We start from the raw sequence: 23,304 nt of genomic DNA, 5'->3' as shown, positions 1-23,304 counted from the left end.
AGGTGAAAACGGTGATAGAGTTTGTAAAAGGGACCATTGATTATGTGTGCCCGCAATATGTTGTCATAGAAAACGGCGGAGTAGGATATCAAGTCTATAGCCCAAACCCGTTTATCTATCAAATCAATAAACAAGAAACGATTTATACGTATCATTACATAAAGGAAGACGCTTTTTCGTTATATGGATTTCAAACACGAGAAGAAAAAGCGCTGTTCACAAAACTGTTAAATGTCACAGGGATTGGGCCGAAGGGGGCTCTAGCGATTCTTGCTTCCGGTGATCCTGGCGCTGTCATTTCAGCGATAGAACGTGAAGATGAAGCGTTCCTGATTAAGTTTCCTGGCGTTGGCAAAAAGACAGCTCGCCAAATCATTCTCGATCTAAAAGGAAAGCTAGCTGATGTCGTTCCGGAAATGATTGGCAATCTATTTAATCACGAGGACCATATTCAGGTCGAAACGCAGCAAACGGCATTAGACGAAGCGCTTGAAGCCTTAACTGTTCTCGGATACGGTGATCGTGAAATTAAAAAGGTTCTTCCGTTGTTAAAAGAAGAAAAGAATCTCACAACCGATCAATATGTGAAAAAAGCTTTACAAAAAATGTTGAAATAGGGTGATGTCTCATGGATGAACGGCTCGTCTCAACTGAAGCAGACAACCATGAATCAGCCATTGAGCAAAGTCTGCGGCCTCAGACACTTAGCCAATATATCGGTCAGCAAAAAGTAAAGGATAACCTCAGCGTGTTTATTGAAGCTGCCCGTATGAGGCAGGAAACGCTCGATCACGTCCTTTTATACGGACCGCCAGGACTTGGGAAAACAACGCTTGCGTCGATTATTGCCAATGAAATGAATGTTCAGCTGCGTACGACATCTGGACCAGCAATTGAACGTCCTGGTGATTTGGCGGCGATTTTAACGTCTCTTGAGCCAGGCGATGTGTTGTTTATAGATGAAATTCATCGCTTACAGCGCTCAATTGAGGAAGTGCTTTATCCGGCAATGGAGGATTTTTGTTTAGATATCGTCATTGGCAAAGGAGATACAGCGCGCTCTGTACGGCTTGATTTACCGCCATTTACACTTGTAGGAGCCACGACCCGTGTCGGGCTTTTAACAGCGCCGCTTCGTGACAGGTTTGGGGTACATGCAAGATTGGAATACTATGAGCAAAGAGATTTGGCTCACATTGTCTCAAGAACAGCCGAGCTGTTCGAGATTGGGATCGATCTTCGCTCAGCCGAAGAGATCGCAAGACGTTCCCGCGGTACGCCGAGGGTTGCCAATCGTCTGCTCAGAAGAGTAAGAGATTTTGCGCAGGTGCTTGGGAATCATGCGATTACCGAGGACATTGCGGAAGATGCCCTTGAGCGCCTTCAAGTCGATAAGCTTGGTCTTGATCATATCGATCACAAGCTGCTTTTAAGTATGATCGAAAAATTTAGAGGCGGTCCTGTTGGGCTTGATACAATCTCAGCGACAATAGGAGAAGAATCACATACGATTGAGGATGTGTACGAACCGTATTTACTGCAAATTGGTTTCCTGCAAAGAACACCAAGAGGACGGGTCGTCACAAGAGAAGCGTATGAACATTTTCAAATGGAGGTTCCGATTCGTGACTGAATTCCCTAAAATATTGATGATTTTAGGTGGTGTCCTTTTTGCCGCAGGATTAGTATTTCAATTGGTTGGTAAGCTTCCAGGTGATATTTTTGTGAAAAAAGGAAATGTGACGTTCTTTTTCCCTGTGATCACATGCATTGTCATTAGCATCGTGCTCACGATATTACTGAATATCTTTGGACGGATGAAATAACGTTAACTAGTTAACTACAGAATAGGTGAAGGAAATGAAGTTAGAACTATTTGATTTTGATTTACCAGAAAGATTGATCGCACAAGTACCGCTTGAAAAACGAGACGCATCAAGACTGATGGTCTTAAACAAACAAACGGGTGAGATGACACACGATACATTCTCACAAATCACCGATTATTTTCAAACGGGGGATTGTCTCGTTTTAAATAATACACGCGTTCTGCCGGCACGGTTGTTTGGAATGAAAGAGGATACAGGTGCAAAAGTTGAACTGCTTCTCTTGAAACAAGAGGAAGGCGACAAATGGGAAACACTTGTAAAACCAGCCAAACGGGTGAAAAAAGGAACAGTGATCACATTTGGTGATGGACGGCTTCAAGCAGTATGTACAGAAGAATTAGAACATGGCGGAAGAAAAGTTGAGTTTCAGTATACCGGCATTTTTTATGAAGTACTTGAATCCCTTGGTGAAATGCCGCTGCCTCCTTATATTAAAGAACAGCTTGACGATCGTGAACGCTATCAAACCGTGTATTCGAAAGAAGTCGGCTCCGCTGCTGCTCCAACTGCTGGTCTTCACTTTACAAACGAGCTTCTGGATGCGCTGAAAGCAAAGGGAGTGCACATCGCATTCATTACACTGCACGTGGGGCTTGGTACTTTTCGTCCGGTCAGTGCAGATCGTATTGAAGAACACGAAATGCACGCGGAATTTTACGAAATGAATGAAGAAACAGCGGCAGAGCTTAATCGCGTTCGCAAGGAAGGCGGGCGGATTATTTCAGTGGGGACAACGTCAACGAGAACGCTAGAAACCATTGCAAGTGCGTATGATGGCGAATTCAAAGCGTCAAGCGGCTGGACGTCAATCTTTATTTACCCAGGCTATACATTCAAGGCAATTGATGGCATGATCACGAATTTCCATCTGCCCAAATCCTCGTTAATCATGCTTGTCAGCGCATTAGCTGGGCGAGAGCATGTCTTAAAGGCGTACAATGAGGCTGTAAAAGAGGAATACCGATTCTTCAGTTTTGGCGATGCCATGCTGATTCAATAACATCATACAACAAAGACAGGAGGGCTCATTTTGTCGCAATTACCGATACGTTATGAGTTCATTAAATCATGCAAACAAACAGGTGCACGACTAGGGCGCGTTCATACACCGCACGGCTCCTTTGACACACCTGTATTTATGCCAGTAGGTACACTGGCTACAGTTAAAACGATGGCACCTGAAGAACTAAAGGCGATGGAAGCAGGCATCATCTTAAGCAATACGTACCATCTATGGCTCCGTCCAGGTCATGACATTGTGAAAGAAGCAGGCGGTCTGCACAAATTTATGAACTGGGATCGAGCGATTTTGACCGATTCAGGAGGATTTCAAGTATTCTCTTTGAGTGAGTTTAGAAAAATTGAAGAAGAAGGCGTCCACTTCCGTAATCACTTAAATGGAGATAAGCTGTTCCTTTCTCCTGAGAAGGCTATGGACATCCAAAATGCGCTTGGCTCTGATATTATGATGGCATTTGATGAATGCCCGCCATATCCAGCAGAATACGATTACATGAAACGTTCAGTAGAGCGGACAAGCAGATGGGCAGAACGCTGTCTAGAAGCGCATCAGCGTCCAGAGGATCAAGGGCTGTTTGGAATTATCCAAGGCGGAGAATACGAAGAGCTTCGTAAACAAAGTGCAAAAGATCTCGTGTCACTTGATTTCCCAGGCTACGCCATCGGTGGCTTATCTGTTGGGGAACCAAAAGATGTGATGAACCGTGTACTTGAGTTCACAACGCCATTGTTACCAGCAGACAAACCAAGGTACTTAATGGGTGTCGGCTCGCCAGATTCCTTAATTGACGGTGCCATTCGCGGTGTAGATATGTTTGACTGCGTGCTGCCAACGCGAATTGCCAGAAACGGTACGCTCATGACAAGCGAAGGACGTCTTGTTGTGAAAAATGCAAAATATGAGCGTGATTTCAGACCAATCGATGAAAATTGTGACTGCTACACATGTAAAAACTACACACGCGCTTATATTAGACATTTAATCAAAACAAATGAAACGTTCGGAATTCGATTAACAACTTATCATAATCTTCATTTTCTGTTAAAATTAATGGAGCAAGTGAGAGAAGCTATCCGTGAGGATCGTTTAGGTGATTTTAAAGAAGAGTTTTTTGAGCGTTACGGTTTTAACGAACCGAATGCGAAAAACTTTTAACGCATAAACGAAAAGGCTTTACAATGCATTAGAAAGGGGTGAAATAGAATGGATGGTGGTATGGGTTCAATCATTATGATTGTTGTCATGTTTGCTGTGCTTTACTTCTTATTAATCCGTCCACAGCAAAAGCAACAAAAAGCTGTGCGTCAGATGCAGCAATCTTTATCAAAAGGCGATAAAATCGTCACAATCGGTGGTTTACACGGTGAAATCGACTACATTGATGAATCAAAAGTGGTCATCAAAACTAGCGAGAACAACCGTTTAACTTTCGATCGTCGTGCTATTAGAGAATTAGCTGACAAAGGCTAATCCTCCGATACATAGCCATAAAAAAAAGAGCGATATAGATCCGCTCTTTTTTTATTTGCCTCGAAGATTGACGCCAATCATCCCGCCGAGCATACAAATTCCTAAAAATGCCCCATGATAGATGAACTGCTCTGGTGAAAAGGTTGCTCCAAACCCTAAATATTGAAACAAAAATACAGTGAGAGAAAAGATCAGCGAAGTGATCGCACCAATGAGCCAGCCGCGCTCCTTTGCTTTTCCTCCAGAAATGATCCCTCCTAATAAAAGTGCCACAAAGGACAAAATCATAATCATCCATTTAAACGATGATTCCTGCATACTTGTGAAGGTAAGCATGAGCGATACAAGTAAGCTTGTGACAATCATGACGATAAAAATGGCCATTAAGCCGGATAAAATCCCTTTTCCAATTTGTTTCGTTTCCTGCATGTGATTCGTCTCCTCTCCAATTGACCGAAGCTTGTCTTTTACTAAAATGTATTCAACGCGAAGAAAAAATAGACATGTTTCTCACGATAAAAGCAGAGGCTTTCTTTTCTACATAAATAAAGGGTTTTGACACAAGCTATGTGAGAGAAGGAGGGTTTTCATCACATGCAGGATATCTTGATTATCTCCATGAGAACAATCATTTTATATTTTCTTATATGGTTTATTTTTCGGTTAATGGGCAAGAGAGAAATTGGAGAATTGAGCATTTTAGATCTTGTCATTTTTATGATGATCGCAGAAATTGCAGTTCTCGCTATAGAAGAAGTCGAGGATCATATGTTACATACGGTATGGCCGATTCTGCTGTTAACCTTCATTCAAATTACACTTGCCTACCTCTCATTGAAATTCCAAGGTGTCCGGCGCTTTCTTGACGGCAAACCGGTCCTGCTCATCATCAATGGGAAAATCGACGAAGGTGCGATGAGAAAACAGAGATACAATTTTGATGACCTGCTCATACAATTAAGAGAAAACAACATCGATAGCATTCAGGATGTCTCTTACGCCATTTTAGAGCCATCTGGAAAGCTCGCCGTCGTTGAAAAAGAAAACAAGCGCACACATGCTGCGCTTGAGCTGCCACTTATTGCAGATGGGGTTGTGCAGCATGATCACCTGAAGCAAATTAATCAAAATGAACAATGGTTGAAAGATGAGCTGACCAAAAGGGGCTATCATGATATAGAGCAGATTTCGTACTGCAGCTTTAATCAAAAGACATTTTATATTGATTTGAAAGATGAAGTGATCAAAAAAAGATGAGCTAGAGCAGCTTCCCAATAAACGGGATGCGGCGCAGCTCTTCTTTCTTCACTAGACCGAGACAGATTAATAGAATGACATACAGCGCGCACGTCACAAAAATCAGCATGACTAGCTCAATCGGGGCAGAAAAGAATCCGTTCATTTGAGATTTCAGCCAAAGGCTCACCACCCCAGTGCCGATGATCACAAGAACACATATCCCATATTCCTTCATTGGTAAATGAATAGGCAGTACTTTACCGACAGTTGCCGCATGAAGCAGCGTGACAAGGACGATGCCGATTAATATCGCAAGTGCTGCCCCCATAATGCCAAAGCCCGGCTGTGAAGCAAGAACAAAGATCATTCCTGTTTTCACAACAGCACCTATCAGACTATTCGTCATCGCCGCACCAGCCAAATTGAGTGCTTGCAAGACGGCTTGAAGCGGCCCTTGAAAATAATATAGAAGAAAAAATGGTGCCATGAATTTCACATAAATAGCCGCATGGGATGAACCATACATAAAGAGCGTTAAATCTTCTGCGTAAACGAAAAGAATAATACAGGAAATACCTCCGCTGAGTAGACAAAGACGCATTGCCTGCTTCAGCCGGTATTCGACCGTTTTGCGTTTGTTCTGCTCCATTCCTTCACTGATCGCCGGGACTAATGCCGTGGAGAGTGAATACGTAATGAAGCTTGGCAGTGTCAAAAGAGTCAGCGCAAGACCAGTCAATTCCCCGTACTGTCTTGTCGCCTCAACAGCCGCATATCCAGCAATGGCAAGACTCTGCGCGACAACTATCGGCTCTAAAAACCACGAAATATTGCCGATAAATCGGCTGCCTGTTGTTGGCAGGGCAATACTCATCAGCTGCTTAAACGTGTCCTTACCGTCATGAATCGCCTTGAAAAATCGTTTTCGAATACGAATGGTCTTTTTATAACGAAAGGCAATCAGTAAATAAGCAAGTGAAATCATCTCTCCAATGACAGATGAAATCATCGCACCTGCTGCCGCATATTCAATTCCATACGGAAGAAAAGCTGTTGTACATACGGCTACTAGAGAAATTCTTGCAGCCTGTTCCAGCACTTGAGAAATGGCAAGCGGGCTCATTTGCTGTCTGCCTTGAAAATATCCTCTCAGCACACTAGAAATGGCGATGACTGGGACAACGGGCGTAATGGCAAGCAGTGGATAGACCGTTCTAGGATCTGTCAGCATATTTTCTGCCATGATGGGTGCAAACCATAAAAAGAGCGGCGTGAATATCAAACTGAGTGTCCCTGTTATCGCAAGAGACATGACAAGAATTCGTTTTGTTTTCTGTTTGTCTCCACGAGCTTCTGCTTCTGCGACAAGCTTGCTAATAGCGACAGGCAGTCCGAATTGTGTCAGTGTCACAGCGAGAAAAAAGGTAGGAGCAGCCATCATATAAAGCCCGACTCCTTCTTCACCAATGAACCTTGCAATCACAATTCGATTGACAAAACCCAATATTCTCGTGATAAAACCTGCTAAAATTAAAATAATCGTGCCTTTTAAAAACGTTTGCTTCGTCAAATCAAAGATCACCTGCCTTCTCAAACGACATAGAATCATATACAATAAGATATGCGTGTATATCGTCCAAGCATGACAAGTCTCTCGATAAAAACTGAAAAGGGGGAGCATCCCATTGACACAACATCCGGCTGCAATTTACAAAGACCATTTAAAGCCTTTTCTGTTCAGTAAGCTTGAAGAATTCATCGTTTTGGGCTATAAAGATGTAGATTTAGAGGAATTATGGTCATACTTAGAGAATAAGAAGTGGAAGAAAAAACAAGAGTATCCGATTCATGAAATGGTTGCAGATATTTTATCTGTGAAAATTGGCGAATTTATGAACTATGCAACCGTTCAGTCGTTTAAAACGTCTGCTTTTTTGGACAGTGAAGATGGCAAGAATATGCTAGATGAACTGTTGAAATAAGCCATCTTAATGGATTCAGGTGTTTAAGGAGGAAATACATAATGAAAAAAGGGCGCATTCTTGCGTTTTTCTTAGTGGTTCTGTTAATCGGAACTGGCGTAGGCTTACTAACAAAGCCTGTTGCGAAAGATATGACGCTAGGGCTGGATTTACAGGGTGGATTTGAAGTCCTGTATGATGTACATCCAGTGAAAAAAGAGGACAAGATTACAAATAGTGTCCTCGTCAGTACGGTGGAGGCTTTAAACCGAAGAGCCAATGTGCTAGGTGTAAGTGAGCCGAACATCTCGATTGAAGGCAACAATCGTATCCGTGTGCAGCTTGCGGGGGTAAAAGATCAAAACAGAGCTAGGGAGATTCTTTCCACTGAAGCACAGCTATCCTTCAGAGATACGAATGATAAAGAACTCCTAAACGGGGCTGACCTAGTCGAAAACAGTGCAAAACAAACATTCAGTCAAACGAATGAGCCAATTGTGACGGTTAAACTAAAGGATGCGAAAAAATTTGGTGACGTCACAAGAAAAGTAGCGGCGATGGCGCCGAATAACCAGCTTGTCATTTGGCTTGATTACCACAAAGGAGATTCCTTCAAAAAAGAAGTCTCAAAATCAAACCACAAGTATGTCTCTGCGCCGAATGTGAATCAAGAAATTAACAGCAGTGACGTGCAAATTGAAGGGAAATTTACTGTCCAAGAGGCAAAAGACCTTGCAAGTATTTTAAATGCTGGGGCACTGCCAGTGAAATTAACTGAAAAGTACTCCACATCAGTGAGTGCGCAATTCGGTGAACAGGCATTAAATGAAACTGTCTTTGCAGGGATTGTGGGAATTGCCCTCATTTTCTTATTCATGCTTTTTTATTACCGAATACCTGGTCTTATTGCTGTCATTACGTTATCAACGTATATCTATATTACCTTACAGGTGTTTGACTGGATGGGGGCTGTTCTGACACTTCCTGGAATTGCGGCACTGATTCTTGGAGTAGGGATGGCGGTTGATGCCAACATCATCACATATGAACGAATCAAAGAGGAGCTTAAGCTCGGTAAATCTGTCCGCTCTGCTTTCAGGTCAGGGAACCGCCGATCATTTGCGACCATCTTTGATGCAAACTTAACGAGTATTATTGCAGGGGGCGTCCTTTTCTTCTTCGGGACAAGTTCTGTAAAAGGGTTTGCGACGATGCTGATCCTTTCCATTTTAACAAGCTTTATTACAGCTGTATTCCTATCAAGATTCCTTCTTGGTCTGCTTGTGGAAAGCCGAGCGCTTGATCGCAAGAAAGGCTGGTTTGGTGTTCGTCAAAAAGACATCATCGATATTCATGAAACAACAGAAAATACGGAACCAAAAACACTATTTGATAAATGGGATTTTGTCAGCAAGCGAAAAGGTTTCATGATTTTCTCAGTAGCCATTACCATTGCGGGGATTATCGTCCTTTCAATTTTCAAACTCAATGCGGGTATTGACTTTGCAAGTGGTACAAGAGTAGACATTCAAAGTGACCACAAGCTGTCAACTGCTCAAATCGAGCAAGACTTTCAAAAATTAGATCTGGATACAGATAGTGTTGTGTTATCTGGCCAAAAAGAAAATCAAGCAGCGGCACGATTTGTTGGTGTGCCAAATAAAGAAAAAATTGCAGAAGTGAAAGATTACTTTAAAGATAAGTATGGAACAGAACCGAATGTCAGCACGGTGTCTCCTACTGTAGGAAAAGAACTTGCACGTAATGCTATATATGCCATCATCATTGCTTCGATTGGGATCATTATTTATGTTTCCATTCGTTTTGAATATAAAATGGCCATTGCAGCGATTGCCTCCCTTTTATATGATGCATTCTTCATTGTGGCATTCTTTAGTATCACACGATTAGAGGTAGATGTGACCTTCATTGCGGCGATCCTCACGGTGATCGGGTATTCGATCAATGACACGATCGTGACGTTCGATAGGGTTCGTGAGCAAATGAAGAAACGTAAACCAAAAACGGTAGAAGATCTATCTTACATCGTTAACTTGAGTTTACAGCAAACCTTTACACGATCTATCAATACGGTACTCACTGTCGTAATTGTTGTGATCGCACTGCTTATCTTCGGATCGGCATCGATTACAAACTTCTCCATCGCCTTACTTGTCGGTCTGTTAACAGGGGTGTACTCATCTCTATATATCGCAGCGCAAATTTGGCTCATGTGGAAAGGCCGTGAGATGAAAAAGCCGGCGAAGATTGATACTGAGCAAGATATTTAATTGAGAAAGGCTGCCTTTTTGGCAGTCTTTTTTCTATAGATTTCATGAGAATAAGTCGATTCGAAAAAACATTTCGGGTATCATTGATCTTGAAATAGTCTTTTGCTATAATGACATACGTTTAGATCAGTATAGAAAGCAAGTGCCCGTTTGAGGCATTTGGCTTTATTCATTGGAGGGGCTGTTATGAAGGTTCGGGAAACTGAACTGCCAGGTATCGGTCACAAAGTCGAAATGATCACAAAAAATAATGAAAAGCTTGCCATCATTACACACGATGACGGCAGGAGAGAAATGTATCATTTTCAAGAGGACGATCATGAAGAATCTATTTCTGGTATCTTGCTAAACGATGAAGAAGCAAGACAAATTGCAGCAATCTTAGGCGGCATGGTATATAAGCCGAAAGCGCTTGAAACTGTTGAAGTAGCCATTGATGAACTGATGATTGAATGGTTTAAGATTGAAAAGAATGCACCAGCTATTCAGCAAACCATCGGAGACCTCAATGTCCGCCAAAACTATCAAGTAACAGTCATCGCTATCGTGAGGAAATCACATGAGAAAATGTTAAATCCAGGACCTGAAACGGTCATTGAAGAAGGGGATACCCTTGTTATTTCTGGAGAAAGACAAGAAATAAAGAACCTCATTAAAGAAAAACTCAGCAGCTAATTCATGCCCATGCTGATAGATTTTCTTCCGCTTTTTCTTTCTGGGTTTAAAAAGGACAATGGAAAGGGAAGAATAAAAGAAAAAGCTTGGGGGATATGTAGATGAACAAACAACAATGGACCATCATACTCGCATTTATTTTCGTATTAATTGTCTCAGTATTTGCCGTAATCAATGTGCGGCCAGTGCAAGTTGACTACTTATTTGGATCGGCTGAATGGCCGCTCATCCTTGTCATTATTGGTTCTGTGCTCATGGGCGGACTCATTGTGGCTTTTGCAGGGATTTTCCAAATTGTGAAACTAAAACGTGAACTAAAGGCTTTAAAAGCTGAGCGTGCAGCCGCACCTGCACCTGCTGTTTCGAATAAAAAGATCGACAAAGACGTTCAAAAGAAACCGAATGTGACGCCTTTAAAAGAACAGCCAGCATCATTTGATCGGAAGGAAAAATAATCTTCCAGCACAATTTCATAAAATAAAAATTGAAACCCCTCAGGCCACTCTAGTATAATAGTGTGGTTGAGGGGTGAATTTATGTTATTATCCAAAATGCGCTGGGAATATGAACATCCAAGCGAAGAAAAAGTGAAATCACTCTCTGAAAATCTGAATATTTCAGCGCTGACTGCATCGCTTCTTGTAAAAAGAGGACTCGAAGAAGTAGAAGAAGCGAGGTCTTTTTTATTTGATCAAAAAGCCGAATTTCATGATCCATTTCTATTAAAAGGAATGAAAGAAGCAGTAGAGCGCATCAACAAAGCAATCGAACAGCAGGAATCGATTGTGATCTTCGGAGACTATGATGCGGATGGTGTGACAAGTACGTCTGTGCTTTTACATACATTAAAAGAGTTGTCTGCGAAAGTAGACTTTTATATTCCAGATCGATTTAAAGAAGGCTACGGGCCTAATGAACAGGCTTTTCGATATATCAAAGAGCAAGGCGCATCGCTTGTCATCACCGTCGATACAGGCATTGCAGCTGTAAATGAAGCGCGTATTGCAAAAGAAATAGGGTTAGACTTGATCATTACAGATCACCATGAACCAAGCGAAGAGCTGCCTGAAGCACTTGCGATTGTCCATCCTAAGCAGCCAGGCTGTGAGTATCCCTTTAAAGAACTTGCCGGTGTAGGCGTAGCATTTAAAGTGACTCATGCTCTTCTTGGTAAGCTGCCAGCTCAGCTGTTAGATCTTGCGGCAATTGGGACAATAGCTGATCTTGTGCCGCTTCATGATGAGAATAGATGGCTCGCTAAAAAAGGGCTTATGCAGCTTCGGCAGTCGAATAGACCGGGCCTGAAGGCGTTATTGAAAGAAGCGGGTGCTACTCTTGAAGAAGCAAATGAGGAAACGGTCGGCTTTCAAATTGCGCCAAGGCTGAATGCTGTAGGACGAATTGAACAGGCAGATCCAGCTGTTCATCTTCTCATGACAGAGGAGAAGGATGAAGCAGAAGAACTCGCTCGTTTTGTACAAGAACTGAATAAAGAACGTCAAAAAATTGTGAGTACGATCACAGAAGAAGCCATTCAAATGGTGGAAGAGACAGGTGATGACCAGTCTGCCATTGTTGTAGCGAAAGCTGGCTGGAATCCGGGTGTTGTTGGAATTGTTGCCTCTAAATTGACAGATACATTTTCTCGTCCGGCGATTGTGCTTGGAATAGATGAAGAGACGCAAATGGCAAAAGGTTCAGCACGGAGTATTCCCGGCTTCGATCTATTTTTCCATTTAAGCAAATGCCGCGACATTCTGCCGCATTTCGGCGGGCACCCGATGGCTGCGGGCATGACACTTCGAGCGGATGATGTCCATTTACTAAGGGAAAGATTAAATCAATATGCGAATGAAACGTTGACAGAGGAAGACTTTATTCCGATTCAGCGGGTCGATGCTGTATGCAAGGTAGACGAATTGACGGTTGAAGCGATTGAAGAAGTGGGGATGCTGTCACCATTTGGCATGCAGAATCCAAAGCCATTCATCATGATTGAAGATGCGAGACTTGAAGAAATCCGAACCATTGGAGCAAATCAAAATCATATCAAAATGTCTCTGAAAGATGAAGACAAACTGCTTGACTGTGTCGGTTTTCATCAAGGTCAATTGAAAGAAGAAATTGTCACAGGTAGCCGGATTTCCGTCATTGGTGAAATGTCCATCAATGAATGGAATAACCGGAAGAAACCACAGCTCATGCTAAAAGATGCCCGAGTAGATGAATGGCAGCTGTTTGATTTGCGCGGCAAAAAGGATTGGGAAAAGACAATCTCCACGCTTGACCCCGAAAAATATGTGGTGGTCTGTTTCGACGAAGAAACAAAAGAGGAAGTCAGCATCCCGATTCATCATGTCCATGCAGAAAATGTTTCAACACTCGATGTTGAAGGCAAGTATGTCGTCTTTGCAGATGTCCCTGCAGATGAACACTTGCTAAGGCAGCTGTTAGAAAATCAAAAGCCAGCTAGAGTGTATACAGTTTTCCAAAGAAAAGAAGATCATTTCATGTCCTCTTTCCCTAGTCGTGATCAATTCAAATGGTTTTATGGATTCTTGTTAAAACGAGGAAGTTTCCCTCTCAAGGAACAAGGAATGGAGCTTGCGAAACATAGAGGCTGGACAAAAGATACAATGATTTTTATGACAAAGGTGTTTTTTGAACTCGGTTTTGTTAAAATAGAGAATGGTGTGCTGTCAATAGTACGTGATGCCCCTAAAAAAGATTTAACGGCATCAGCATCCTATACAGCAAAACAACGATTGATGGAACTCGATCAAACACTAACATATTCCTCAGCCAAAGAGCTGAAGGAATGGCTGAATAGCATGATGAGCGAAGTCTCAACTGTGCTTTGACGTACGAGGAGGAAAAGGAAAAGATGGATTTAAAACAATATGTGACAGTTGTACCTGACTACCCAAAGGAAGGTGTACAATTTAAAGATATTACAACGTTAATGGATAAAGGCGAAGTGTACCGTTATGCAACGGATCAAATCGTTGAATACGCGAAGGAAAGAGACATTGATCTTATTGTTGGACCTGAAGCGCGTGGATTCATTATTGGCTGTCCTGTAGCATACGCACTTGGTGTAGGCTTTGCACCGGTTCGTAAAGAAGGAAAGCTTCCTCGTGAAGTCGTTAAAGTCGAATACGGCTTAGAATATGGGAAAGATGTATTAACGATTCATAAAGATGCGATTCGTCCTGGTCAGCGTGTATTGATTACAGATGACTTACTTGCAACTGGTGGAACAATCGAAGCGTCCATTAAGCTTGTAGAGGAATTGGGCGGCGTTGTGGCAGGAATTGCATTCTTGATTGAGCTGACGTACCTGGACGGCAGAAAGAAGCTTGACGGTTACGACATCTTGACGTTAATGCAATACTAATGGAGTTTTACGCAAAAAGCACTCGGTAAGAAGGGTGCTTTTTTCCTATCAAAAATCTTTTAGCGGACTTCTTCTCTTTACATCTATCGAATTTTTCTTGATAATAAACTACAATACAGTTTTCATTTAAAAAGGTGATTCCATGGCGAACGAACAAGTTTTAACGGCGCAGCAGGTCATTGACAAGGCAAGAGAATACCTGTCCGCTGAACATATTCAATTTATAGAGCGAGCATATGAATATGCTGAAAATGCACATAAGGAGCAATACCGGAAATCTGGTGAGCCTTATATTATCCATCCAATTCAAGTGGCGGGGATTCTTGTTGACCTTGAAATGGACCCATCGACCATTGCAGGCGGTTTCCTGCACGATGTTGTCGAGGATACAGATGTGACATTACAGGATTTAAAAGAGCATTTTAACGAAGAAGTTGCGATGCTTGTTGATGGTGTAACAAAGCTCGGGAAGATTAAATATAAATCACAAGAAGAACAGCAGGCCGAAAACCATCGAAAAATGTTTGTGGCAATGGCGCAGGATATACGCGTCATCTTGATTAAACTGGCAGACCGTCTGCACAATATGAGAACGCTCAAACACCTTCCGCAGGAAAAGCAGCGTAGAATTTCAAATGAAACCCTTGAAATCTTTGCACCGCTTGCGCACAGATTAGGGATTTCAAAGATTAAGTGGGAGCTTGAAGATACAGCGCTCCGTTACTTAAATCCGCAGCAATATTACCGGATCGTGAATCTCATGAAGCGTAAACGAGCGGAACGTGAGGAATACTTGGACGAGGTTGTCAATGAAGTAAAAGATCGTGTGTCAGAGGTAAACATCAAGGCTGAATTTTCCGGAAGACCAAAGCATATTTATAGTATTTATCGCAAAATGGTCCTGCAAAATAAGCAGTTTAATGAAATTTATGATCTGCTGGCCGTTCGTATTTTGGTTGACAGCATTAAAGACTGCTATGCCGTGCTTGGGATTATCCATACATGCTGGAAGCCGATGCCAGGCAGGTTTAAGGATTATATTGCAATGCCAAAGCCGAACATGTACCAATCGCTTCATACAACAGTGATTGGGCCAAAAGGTGACCCGCTTGAAGTTCAGATCCGTACAGTGGAAATGCATGAAATCGCAGAGTACGGAATTGCTGCGCACTGGGCATATAAAGAAGGAAAAGAGTCAGCAGAATCAACGGAGGAAGCTGTTTTCCAGAAGAAGCTCTCTTGGTTTAGAGAAATCCTTGAATTCCAAAATGAATCGACAGATGCAGAAGAATTTATGGAATCGTTAAAAATTGATCTCTTCTCTGATATGGTGTTTGTCTTTACACCAAAAGGAGATGTCATTGAACTGCCATCGGGTTCTGTTCCGATTGACTTTTCTTACCGGATTCATTCGGAAATCGGGAACAAAACGATCGGTGCGAAGGTCAACGGAAAGATGGTCACGCTCGATCATAAATTGAAAACAGGTGACATTATTGAAATTCTGACATCAAAGCACAGCTATGGGCCAAGTCAGGATTGGGTCAAACTTGCCCAAACCTCCCAAGCGAAGCACAAGATCAGACAGTTTTTCAAAAAACAGCGCCGTGAAGAAAATGTCGAAAAAGGCCGAGAACTCGTGGAGAAAGAAATCAAAAACCTTGAGTTTGATGTCAAAGACATTCTGACAGCTGAAAACTTGCAAAAAGTGGCTGACAAATTTAATTTTTCAAACGAAGAGGACATGTATGCAGCGGTTGGTTATAACGGAATTACTGCACTCCAAGTCGCCAATCGTTTAACTGAAAAAGAAAGAAAACAAAGAGATCAAGAAGAACAAGAAAAAACGGTTCAAGAAGTGACTGTAGAGCCAAAGACATATCACGGGAAGAAACGAGAAGCAGGTGTAAGAGTCAAAGGGATAGATAACCTGCTTGTCCGCTTATCTAAGTGCTGTAATCCTGTTCCAGGTGATAGCATTGTTGGTTTTATTACGAAAGGCCGAGGCGTATCTGTTCACCGTGATGACTGTCCGAACGTGAAGACAGGAGAAGCGCAGGAACGGTTAATCCCGGTTGAGTGGGAGCATGAACAGCCTGCTCGAAACCGTAAAGAATACAATGTGGAAATTGAAATATTAGGATATGACAGACGCGGCTTACTTAATGAGGTGCTTCAAGCAGTCAACGAAACCAAAACGAACATCTCGTCGGTTTCTGGTAAGTCTGATCGTAACAAAGTGGCGACGATCCATATGGCGATCTTTATCCAAAATATTAACCATTTGCACAAAGTGGTAGAACGCATTAAACAAATCAAAGACATTTACTCTGTTCGCCGATTCATGAATTAGAAAGGAAGTATATCGTCTATGAGGCTTGTTGTGCAGCGTGTGACAAGTGCATCTGTGAAGGTAGAAGAAGAGATCACAGGTGCCATCAATGAAGGATATATGGTACTCGTTGGTGTCACACACGAAGATACAGAAGAAGATGTGCATTATTTAGCTGATAAGCTTGCACATTTACGTATTTTTGAAGATGAAAACGGGAAAATGAATCATTCGTTATTGGATGTAAAAGGAAGCGTGCTGTCTGTATCTCAGTTTACCCTTTATGGTGATACAAGAAAGGGCAGAAGGCCAAATTTTATGAAAGCAGCCAAGCCAGATGCTGCGAACGCCCTTTACGAATGTTTCAATAAAGCCCTTAGAGACAAAGGTATTCATGTAGAAACTGGCCGCTTTGGCGCGATGATGGATGTGTCATTGACCAACTCAGGGCCTGTCACCATCTGGATGGATAGTAAAGAATAGATTCAATTTAGACTGTAGATAGACTCTTGAAGGAGTTTGTTTAGAGTCTTTTTCTTTTGCAATCAAACAAAAAAGAGGCACAGTGGCCTCTTTCTTTTAGCGGAAATATTGTTTTAATCCTTCTGTCATTCCTTCTGTGACTCGTTCTTGGTAAGAGGCGCTATAAATGATGGCTTCCTCCTGAGGATTGCTTAAATAGCCGAGTTCATATAAAAGAGAAGGACGTTTGTTTTCTCTTAACACAAAATAATCTCCGAATTTGACACCCTTATCAGGGATTTGAGAGCGTTTAGCAACTTCTGTATGAACATTTGTCGCTAATTGCTGGTCTTTTGCTGCTTGATAATAATACGCTGTACTTCCTCTGACGCTTGGGTCCATAAAACTATCATAATGAAGACTAATAAATGCATCTGCATTTCTGTAATGAGATGTCGCTACCCTCGATTGAAGGCTGATAAAAGTATCTTCACTTCTTGTTAAATAAACATTTGCTCCAGAAGCCCTTAATTTGCTTGCCAGCAAATTGGCGGTTTTGATGGTAATGTTCTTCTCAAAGGCTCCATCTGCGCCAATCGTGCCGCTGTCTTTTCCGCCATGACCTGGATCAAGAACAATCGTTTTTCCTTTTAAAGAACCAGTTCCTGACGATGAATCCTGCTGTGGTCTTGGTGCCTCGCTGCTATTTTTATTCGTTTGAACGACCCAGCTTGCCACATAACCAGTTCCGCCGTTTGATAATGTCACCTCGTACCAGTCACCTTGCGTGCGAACAATTTGATAGGCAGCGCCTTTTGTGGCTCTTTCTGCAATCTGAGCAGAGGTAGAAGCGCTTTTTCGAATGTTGGTGCCATCGTAGACAATGTACGCTTTCTTTTGGGAAGCCGAAGAAGATGAATTCTTTTCACCCGCCGAACTCGCTCCATTGCTTGTGACGATATAATAGCTTGCTGCCCAGCCTTTCACGCCTTTTGCCTCAATTTCATACCAGCCGTTCTGCTCGCGCAAAATGGTGATCTGTGTGTTGCGGGCAAGTGAAGCGACGACTTGTGCATTAGGTGCCGCCGATTGCCTTACATTTAAGCTTGATACGCCAACTGTGCCTGTCTGTTTAGAGCGAGAGGACTCGCCAGCGCTTGATTGAGAAGCTGTTTGGCCGCCTGACACATAATCAGAGTGAACCCAGCCTACTGCTTGTTTATACGAAATTTTTGTCCATTCGCCGCTTGTCTGCAGCTTTTTAGCGGAAGCGCCTTGCGGGAAAGTTCCGACGACTTGATAGGACGTCCCAGGGCCTGTCCGTATGCGAAGATCGGAGGCTGTCGATGTAATGGAACTGCTCTCTGCTGAGCTTTGATTTTGCGTCTTTGGCTTAGCAGACTTTTGGCCGCCAGATGATGTTGTAATCAGCCATGAGACGACCCAGCCTTTTTGGCCGTTAGATAGCCCGATCTGCACCCATTCTCCTTGTTTCGTGAGAATGGGATAGCTTTCTCCGCGCTTCACAACAGCTGCGATTCCATAGCTTAAGCCAGGACCTGTTCTCACATTGATTTCATCTGTAGCGACCACAGCTTGATCTGTTTGTGCTGTAGCATGTGTCATGGGCAAAGTACTTGCGATGAGAACAAAACAGGTAAGAAGCATCATGATTTGATTGTGTTTTTTTAGATTCAAAACGGTGTTTTCCCCTCCCTTGTAAAACCGATGAATGTAAATTCGTTATGTAATGGACTAATTCCTTGCAGTTTCCCTAATAAAAATGAATCAATCTGTTTATACTAAATAAAAACGTGATAAAAGGATGTACAAACATGAGATTAAGCAGAAAATTAGGACGAGTGCAATATAATGGACATCGTGATATCGATCGCTGGCAGCACGACGAAATGGATCAACCAGGCTTCCTAGAAGAAACCGCATCTGAATACGGATGTACGTCAAAAGAAGAGCTGGAAAAGAAAAAGAGGCACGGCAAGGGTTGACAGAGTGGCAGCACCGACCTTATTATAATATAAATCAACACACTTGAAAATTTAAAATGTGGAACTGATGATAGAGAATAGTAGGGTAAATTGCGTGAGCAGAGAGGAATCGCCTTAGGCTGAAAGCGAATCCGCATGGCATTTATCACGAAAGAACACTCTGTAGGTTTCCTGCTGAACGCTCTAAAAATGAGTCAATAGGCGGAGAACGTGAATCTGCGTTAAGGATTTGAGCGGGAACATGGCTAGATCATGTTCCAACTAGGGTGGCACCACGGGTATAACTCTCGTCCCTACTATACACATAGTAGAGGCGGGGGTTTTTTATATGTCCACATAAAAAATGAATGATGGTCGTAGGAGGACGAAAAATGAGTTTTAATATTCCAAGAGGCACACAGGATATTTTACCTGAAGAGTCAGAACGCTGGCAGTATGTTGAACAAATTGCAAGAGATACATGTGCAGCCTTTCAATACAAAGAAATCCGCACACCGATTTTTGAGCATACAGAGCTGTTTTCACGGGGAGTAGGCGAATCAACCGATATCGTTCAAAAAGAGATGTATACATTTGAAGATAAAAAGGGACGCAGCATCACCCTTCGTCCAGAGGGAACGGCATCAACCGTACGTTCTTATGTTGAAAATAAATTATTTGCACAGCCGGCGCAGCCGACAAAGCTGTATTACATTGGACCGATGTTCCGCTATGAACGTCCGCAAACGGGAAGATATCGTCAATTTTATCAGTTTGGAATTGAAGCGATAGGTTCAAAGGATCCAGCCATTGATGCAGAAGTGATATCCCTTGCGATGAGTGTTTATGAGAAAGCAGGTCTTTCTAACTTAAAGCTCGTCATTAACAGCCTTGGTGACAAAGAGAGCCGTGCAGACTACCGTGAGGCACTTGTTAAGCACTTTGAACCAAGAATCGATGAATTCTGTCATGACTGTCAAACTCGTTTACATCAAAATCCGCTGCGAATTCTTGATTGTAAAAAGGATCGTGACCACGAATTGATGGCAACAGCTCCATCCATTCAAGATTACTTAAATGATGAATCACGGACTTATTTTGAAAAGGTCAAACAATACTTAACAGATATAGGCGTTGAATATGTCGTCGATCCGAACTTAGTGCGTGGTCTTGATTACTACAATCACACAGCATTTGAGATCATGAGCAATGCTGAAGGCTTTGGTGCAATTACCACATTAGCCGGCGGAGGCCGATATGATGGACTTGTTGAAGGAATTGGCGGTCCTGAATCACCAGGAATCGGTTTTGCTATGAGTATTGAGCGCTTCCTATCAGCAATCGATGCTGAAGGGATTGATCTTCCACTGCAAGCTGGCATTGATCTATACATTGCTGCACTCGGTGATGATGCGAAAGATTACGCTGTTTCATTATTAAATCGTCTGAGAAAAGAAGGCATTTCAAGTGAAATGGACTATACAGGGAAGAAATTAAAAGGACAATTTAAAGCGGCTGATCGATTAAAAGCCAAGTTTATTGCTGTCCTGGGTGAAGATGAGCTCGCGCAGCACATTGTGAATGTAAAAGATACGACAACGGGTGAACAAATTGAAGTGAAGCTTGATGAGCTGATTCAAATGATGAAGGCCCACAAGAAGGCGTAAAGAAGGAGTGGAATGTTTGTGTTTGGTAGAACTTTTTATTGTGGAGAAGTAACAGAAGACCAAATCGGTCAAACCGTTGTATTAAAAGGATGGGTTCAAAAAAGACGTGACCTTGGCGGATTAATCTTTATTGATCTGCGTGACCGTACAGGAATTGTACAAGCTGTTTTCAATCCAGACCTTTCAAAAGAGGCGCTTGAGACAGCAGAATCGATTCGTAATGAATATGTCCTTGATATTAAAGGAACGGTTGTGGCAAGAGAAGAAGCAACAATCAATCCAAATTTAAAAACAGGGAAAATTGAAATACAAGTCGAAACGGTCAGCGTGTTAAATGAAGCAAAGACTCCTCCTTTTGTGATTTCAGATCAAGCGGATGAGGTATCAGAAGATGTGCGCCTTAAATACCGTTACTTAGACCTTCGCCGTCCTGCTATGTTTGAAACGATGAAAATGCGACATGAAGTCACTAGAGCATTCCGCCATTTCCTAGATGACAACGGCTTTCTAGATATTGAAACACCGATTTTAACAAAAAGTACGCCAGAGGGTGCACGTGACTATCTTGTTCCAAGCCGTGTACACGAAGGAGAGTTCTATGCATTGCCTCAGTCCCCGCAATTATTTAAACAATTGCTAATGGTCTCAGGCATGGATCGTTACTATCAAATTGCCCGCTGCTTTAGGGATGAAGACTTGCGTGCTGACCGTCAGCCGGAATTCACACAAGTCGATATCGAAATGTCCTTTATGAGTCAAGAGGATATTATGACGCTGGCTGAAGAGATGATGTCAAAGGTGATGAAAGATGTCAAAGGTGTAGATCTGACATTGCCATTACCTCGTATGACATATGATGAAGCGATGAATTCTTATGGTTCTGATAAACCAGATACACGTTTTGAGATGAAGCTTGTTAACATCTCAGACACGGTAAAAGACTCTGATTTCAAAGTCTTTAGCGGAGCTGTGAAAAATGGTGGAGCTGTGAAAGCCATCAATGTCAAAGGAGCAGCAGCGAACTACTCAAGAAAAGACATTGATGCCCTTGGTGCATTTGCAGCGAACTACGGTGCAAAAGGTCTAGCTTGGCTTAAAGCAGAAGGGGCAGAATTAAAAGGACCGATAGCTAAATTCTTTGACAAAGCAAAGCAAGCAGAATTAAAAGAAGAGCTGCAAGTTGAAGAAGGCGACCTTCTACTTTTTGTTGCAGATAAGACGTCTGTTGTCCATGACGCACTTGGTGCCCTTCGCCTAAAACTCGGTAAAGAGCTTGGGCTCATCGATGAGTCTCTTTTCAACTTCTTATGGGTTGTTGATTGGCCGCTGCTTGAAAAAGATGAAGAAGAAGGCCGCTTCTATGCTGCCCATCATCCTTTCACAATGCCAGTGCGCGACGATCTTGAATTAATTGAGACAAGTCCAGAAGACATGAAAGCACAGGCTTACGATCTTGTCCTAAATGGCTATGAGCTTGGTGGAGGTTCGATTCGTATTTTCGAAAAGGACATTCAAGAAAAAATGTTTAGCTTACTTGGGTTTTCAAAAGAAGAGGCTTATGAACAATTCGGCTTCCTTTTAGATGCTTTTGAGCATGGTGTTCCTCCGCACGGCGGAATCGCACTTGGTCTTGACCGCTTAGTGATGCTGCTTGCCGGCCGCTCTAACTTAAGAGACACGATTGCATTTCCGAAAACAGCAAGTGCGAGCTGCGTGCTAACAGATGCACCAGGTCATGTGAGCGAGGCGCAGCTGGATGAGTTAAGTTTAGCCATTAAAACAAAAGTAAAACAGTAAAATAGACGCATGGATATAGGCATGTAAACGCTTGAAAAAGCGGCATGCCTATGATATGCTTTCTTCAATCAATAAATAAAGTCCTGATACGTACGGTGGTTACCTAGTTTTGACCGAACATTTTTTTATACGGGAGCTTGCCTTTCCTTTCTGCATAAATGCCTCTTTTGAGGACTTATAAAGTCAGGAAGAAAGCACCCACCTGCATGGTGCGGGGTTCAAAACGAAGGAAAAGCTGGCGGCGTTGTCGGGACTTTTTTGTGTTTTTTTCTTTTTCAGAAGGATGACGAAGAAGGTTGAATATGATATGATTCTTTCGATTCATTTTAAATAAAGGTGGAGTGAGGCACTTGTTACATCAGTTTTCAAGAAACGAGCTTGCCATTGGCAAGGAAGGCTTAGATATATTAAAAAACAGTACAGTTGCAGTGCTTGGTGTGGGCGGCGTTGGTTCATTTGCAGTTGAGGCACTCGCTCGTTCAGGCGTTGGCCGTATTGTTCTTGTTGATAAAGATGATATTGATATTACAAATGTAAACCGTCAGCTGCCAGCATTGCTTTCAACAGTTGGACAACCAAAGGTTGACTTAATGCAGGCGAGAATCGCTGATATTAATCCAGAATGTGAAGTTGTTGCGCTCAAGATGTTTTATACAGAGGAAACCTATGAGCAATTTTTTGAATATCCACTTGATTATGTCATCGATGCGTCAGATACGATTCACTATAAAATTCATTTAATGAAAGAGTGTCTAAAACGCAACGTGAACATCATTTCGAGTATGGGAGCTGCAAACAAAACAGATCCGACCCGCTTCAAAATTGATGACATTTCAAAAACACATACCGATCCAATTGCAAAAGTCGTAAGAACGCGTCTGCGCAAAGAAGGGATTCGTAAAGGAATTGAAGTCATTTTCTCTGATGAAAGTCCGATTGTAATTCGCGAAGATGTTAGAAAAGAAGTTGGAAATGATGAAGCGAAGATTCGCAAGGCACAAATGCCGCCATCATCCAATGCCTTCGTCCCGTCTGTTGCAGGACTGATCATGGGTGGTCATGTCATTATGCAGCTTTTGAAAGATATTCCAATTACACGTGTGAAGGATAAATAAACA

At 42.4% G+C, this 23,304-nt stretch carries 22 protein-coding genes, 1 other RNA gene and 1 other annotated feature; of the genes, 20 read left to right on the top strand and 3 right to left on the bottom strand.

All coding sequences use genetic code 11. The features are described 5' to 3' along the window. Positions 1 to 11: 11 nt before the first annotated feature. Genes ruvA through yajC form a run of 6 tightly spaced genes read left to right on the top strand, consistent with a single transcriptional unit; the run spans position 12 to position 4,380 of the window. Positions 12 to 617 (top strand): Holliday junction branch migration protein RuvA, encoded by a 606-nt coding sequence (ruvA, locus tag SB660_RS09070; RefSeq protein WP_058014551.1) that lies wholly within the window; start codon positions 12 to 14, stop codon positions 615 to 617. Positions 618 to 628: 11 nt separating this feature from the next. Continuing rightward, positions 629 to 1,633: a Holliday junction branch migration DNA helicase RuvB gene (gene ruvB / locus SB660_RS09065; RefSeq protein ID WP_050943663.1), complete on the top strand. Its 1,005-nt coding sequence runs from the start codon at positions 629 to 631 to the stop codon at positions 1,631 to 1,633. Then, positions 1,626 to 1,826 (top strand): DUF2905 domain-containing protein, encoded by a 201-nt coding sequence (locus SB660_RS09060; RefSeq protein ID WP_012010741.1) that lies wholly within the window; start codon positions 1,626 to 1,628, stop codon positions 1,824 to 1,826. Before ruvB ends, SB660_RS09060 begins: the two co-directional genes overlap by 8 nt. Before the next feature lie 34 nt (positions 1,827 to 1,860). Next, positions 1,861 to 2,889, top strand: coding sequence for a tRNA preQ1(34) S-adenosylmethionine ribosyltransferase-isomerase QueA (queA, locus tag SB660_RS09055; protein ID WP_169056884.1), 1,029 nt, complete (start codon positions 1,861 to 1,863; stop codon positions 2,887 to 2,889). Positions 2,890 to 2,919: 30 nt separating this feature from the next. Further along, positions 2,920 to 4,065 (top strand): tRNA guanosine(34) transglycosylase Tgt, encoded by a 1,146-nt coding sequence (gene tgt / locus SB660_RS09050; protein WP_003216540.1) that lies wholly within the window; start codon positions 2,920 to 2,922, stop codon positions 4,063 to 4,065. Between the two features lie 48 nt (positions 4,066 to 4,113). Then, on the top strand, positions 4,114 to 4,380 hold the full coding sequence (yajC, locus tag SB660_RS09045; RefSeq protein ID WP_003216659.1) for a preprotein translocase subunit YajC: 267 nt from the start codon (positions 4,114 to 4,116) through the stop codon (positions 4,378 to 4,380). Positions 4,381 to 4,431: 51 nt separating this feature from the next. Here yajC and SB660_RS09040 read toward each other — a convergent pair whose 3' ends face one another. Then, on the bottom strand, positions 4,432 to 4,809 hold the full coding sequence (locus SB660_RS09040) for a TIGR04086 family membrane protein (protein WP_058014554.1): 378 nt from the start codon (positions 4,807 to 4,809) through the stop codon (positions 4,432 to 4,434). Positions 4,810 to 4,974: 165 nt separating this feature from the next. Between SB660_RS09040 and SB660_RS09035 the strand changes: the two genes are divergently transcribed. Beyond that, the gene (locus SB660_RS09035; protein WP_144486751.1) at positions 4,975 to 5,637 is read left to right on the top strand and encodes a DUF421 domain-containing protein; all 663 of its coding nucleotides are present in this window, start codon (positions 4,975 to 4,977) and stop codon (positions 5,635 to 5,637) included. Between the two features lies 1 nt (position 5,638). Here SB660_RS09035 and spoVB read toward each other — a convergent pair whose 3' ends face one another. Next, positions 5,639 to 7,189, bottom strand: coding sequence for a stage V sporulation protein B (gene spoVB / locus SB660_RS09030; protein ID WP_410582206.1), 1,551 nt, complete (start codon positions 7,187 to 7,189; stop codon positions 5,639 to 5,641). A gap of 115 nt (positions 7,190 to 7,304) precedes the next feature. Here spoVB and SB660_RS09025 point away from each other — a divergent pair, with 115 nt between their 5' ends. The 8 genes from SB660_RS09025 to dtd all read left to right on the top strand — a co-directional run bounded on the left by SB660_RS09025 (position 7,305) and on the right by dtd (position 16,758). Beyond that, entirely contained in the window at positions 7,305 to 7,601 is a 297-nt protein-coding gene (locus SB660_RS09025; protein WP_003216788.1) for a post-transcriptional regulator, read from the top strand. Positions 7,602 to 7,642: 41 nt separating this feature from the next. Beyond that, on the top strand, positions 7,643 to 9,871 hold the full coding sequence (gene secDF / locus SB660_RS09020; RefSeq protein WP_410582204.1) for a protein translocase subunit SecDF: 2,229 nt from the start codon (positions 7,643 to 7,645) through the stop codon (positions 9,869 to 9,871). Between the two features lie 186 nt (positions 9,872 to 10,057). Continuing rightward, positions 10,058 to 10,546 (top strand): cation:proton antiporter regulatory subunit, encoded by a 489-nt coding sequence (locus tag SB660_RS09015; RefSeq protein ID WP_410582202.1) that lies wholly within the window; start codon positions 10,058 to 10,060, stop codon positions 10,544 to 10,546. Between the two features lie 101 nt (positions 10,547 to 10,647). Continuing rightward, a complete protein-coding gene (locus SB660_RS09010; RefSeq protein WP_058014559.1) occupies positions 10,648 to 11,001 on the top strand; it encodes a LapA family protein in 354 nt (117 codons plus the stop codon). Between the two features lie 81 nt (positions 11,002 to 11,082). Further along, complete coding sequence (recJ, locus tag SB660_RS09005) at positions 11,083 to 13,407, top strand: single-stranded-DNA-specific exonuclease RecJ (protein WP_410582200.1); 2,325 nt, start codon at positions 11,083 to 11,085, stop codon at positions 13,405 to 13,407. Positions 13,408 to 13,430: 23 nt separating this feature from the next. Next, positions 13,431 to 13,943 (top strand): adenine phosphoribosyltransferase, encoded by a 513-nt coding sequence (locus SB660_RS09000; RefSeq protein ID WP_003216770.1) that lies wholly within the window; start codon positions 13,431 to 13,433, stop codon positions 13,941 to 13,943. 142 nt (positions 13,944 to 14,085) lie between these two features. Then, complete coding sequence (locus tag SB660_RS08995) at positions 14,086 to 16,296, top strand: RelA/SpoT family protein (RefSeq protein ID WP_012010732.1); 2,211 nt, start codon at positions 14,086 to 14,088, stop codon at positions 16,294 to 16,296. An 18-nt stretch (positions 16,297 to 16,314) separates the two neighbouring features. Continuing rightward, positions 16,315 to 16,758 carry a D-aminoacyl-tRNA deacylase gene (dtd, locus tag SB660_RS08990; RefSeq protein WP_169056890.1) on the top strand — a complete coding sequence of 148 codons (444 nt, stop codon included), beginning with the start codon at positions 16,315 to 16,317 and terminating at the stop codon, positions 16,756 to 16,758. Between the two features lie 96 nt (positions 16,759 to 16,854). Here the strand turns inward: dtd and SB660_RS08985 are convergent, their stop codons facing one another. Beyond that, on the bottom strand, positions 16,855 to 18,435 hold the full coding sequence (locus SB660_RS08985; protein WP_180310442.1) for an N-acetylmuramoyl-L-alanine amidase family protein: 1,581 nt from the start codon (positions 18,433 to 18,435) through the stop codon (positions 16,855 to 16,857). A gap of 137 nt (positions 18,436 to 18,572) precedes the next feature. Here SB660_RS08985 and SB660_RS08980 point away from each other — a divergent pair, with 137 nt between their 5' ends. The 5 genes from SB660_RS08980 to SB660_RS08960 all read left to right on the top strand — a co-directional run bounded on the left by SB660_RS08980 (position 18,573) and on the right by SB660_RS08960 (position 23,301). After that, positions 18,573 to 18,743 carry a YrzK family protein gene (locus SB660_RS08980; RefSeq protein WP_003216250.1) on the top strand — a complete coding sequence of 57 codons (171 nt, stop codon included), beginning with the start codon at positions 18,573 to 18,575 and terminating at the stop codon, positions 18,741 to 18,743. A gap of 58 nt (positions 18,744 to 18,801) precedes the next feature. Then, positions 18,802 to 19,041, top strand: a binding site (T-box leader). A gap of 73 nt (positions 19,042 to 19,114) precedes the next feature. Beyond that, positions 19,115 to 20,389: a histidine--tRNA ligase gene (hisS, locus tag SB660_RS08975; protein WP_410582197.1), complete on the top strand. Its 1,275-nt coding sequence runs from the start codon at positions 19,115 to 19,117 to the stop codon at positions 20,387 to 20,389. Positions 20,390 to 20,407: 18 nt separating this feature from the next. Continuing rightward, the gene (gene aspS, locus SB660_RS08970; protein ID WP_410582195.1) at positions 20,408 to 22,186 is read left to right on the top strand and encodes an aspartate--tRNA ligase; all 1,779 of its coding nucleotides are present in this window, start codon (positions 20,408 to 20,410) and stop codon (positions 22,184 to 22,186) included. A gap of 77 nt (positions 22,187 to 22,263) precedes the next feature. Next, positions 22,264 to 22,444: non-coding RNA, 6S RNA (ssrS, locus tag SB660_RS08965), on the top strand. A gap of 92 nt (positions 22,445 to 22,536) precedes the next feature. Further along, positions 22,537 to 23,301 carry a tRNA threonylcarbamoyladenosine dehydratase gene (locus tag SB660_RS08960; RefSeq protein WP_044140034.1) on the top strand — a complete coding sequence of 255 codons (765 nt, stop codon included), beginning with the start codon at positions 22,537 to 22,539 and terminating at the stop codon, positions 23,299 to 23,301. Positions 23,302 to 23,304: the final 3 nt, after the last annotated feature.

It is taken from the genome of Bacillus sp. SIMBA_005 (assembly GCF_046535585.1).
Lineage (GTDB): Bacteria > Bacillota > Bacilli > Bacillales > Bacillaceae > Bacillus > Bacillus pumilus.
This window is presented reverse-complemented; position numbering and strand designations above follow the sequence as displayed.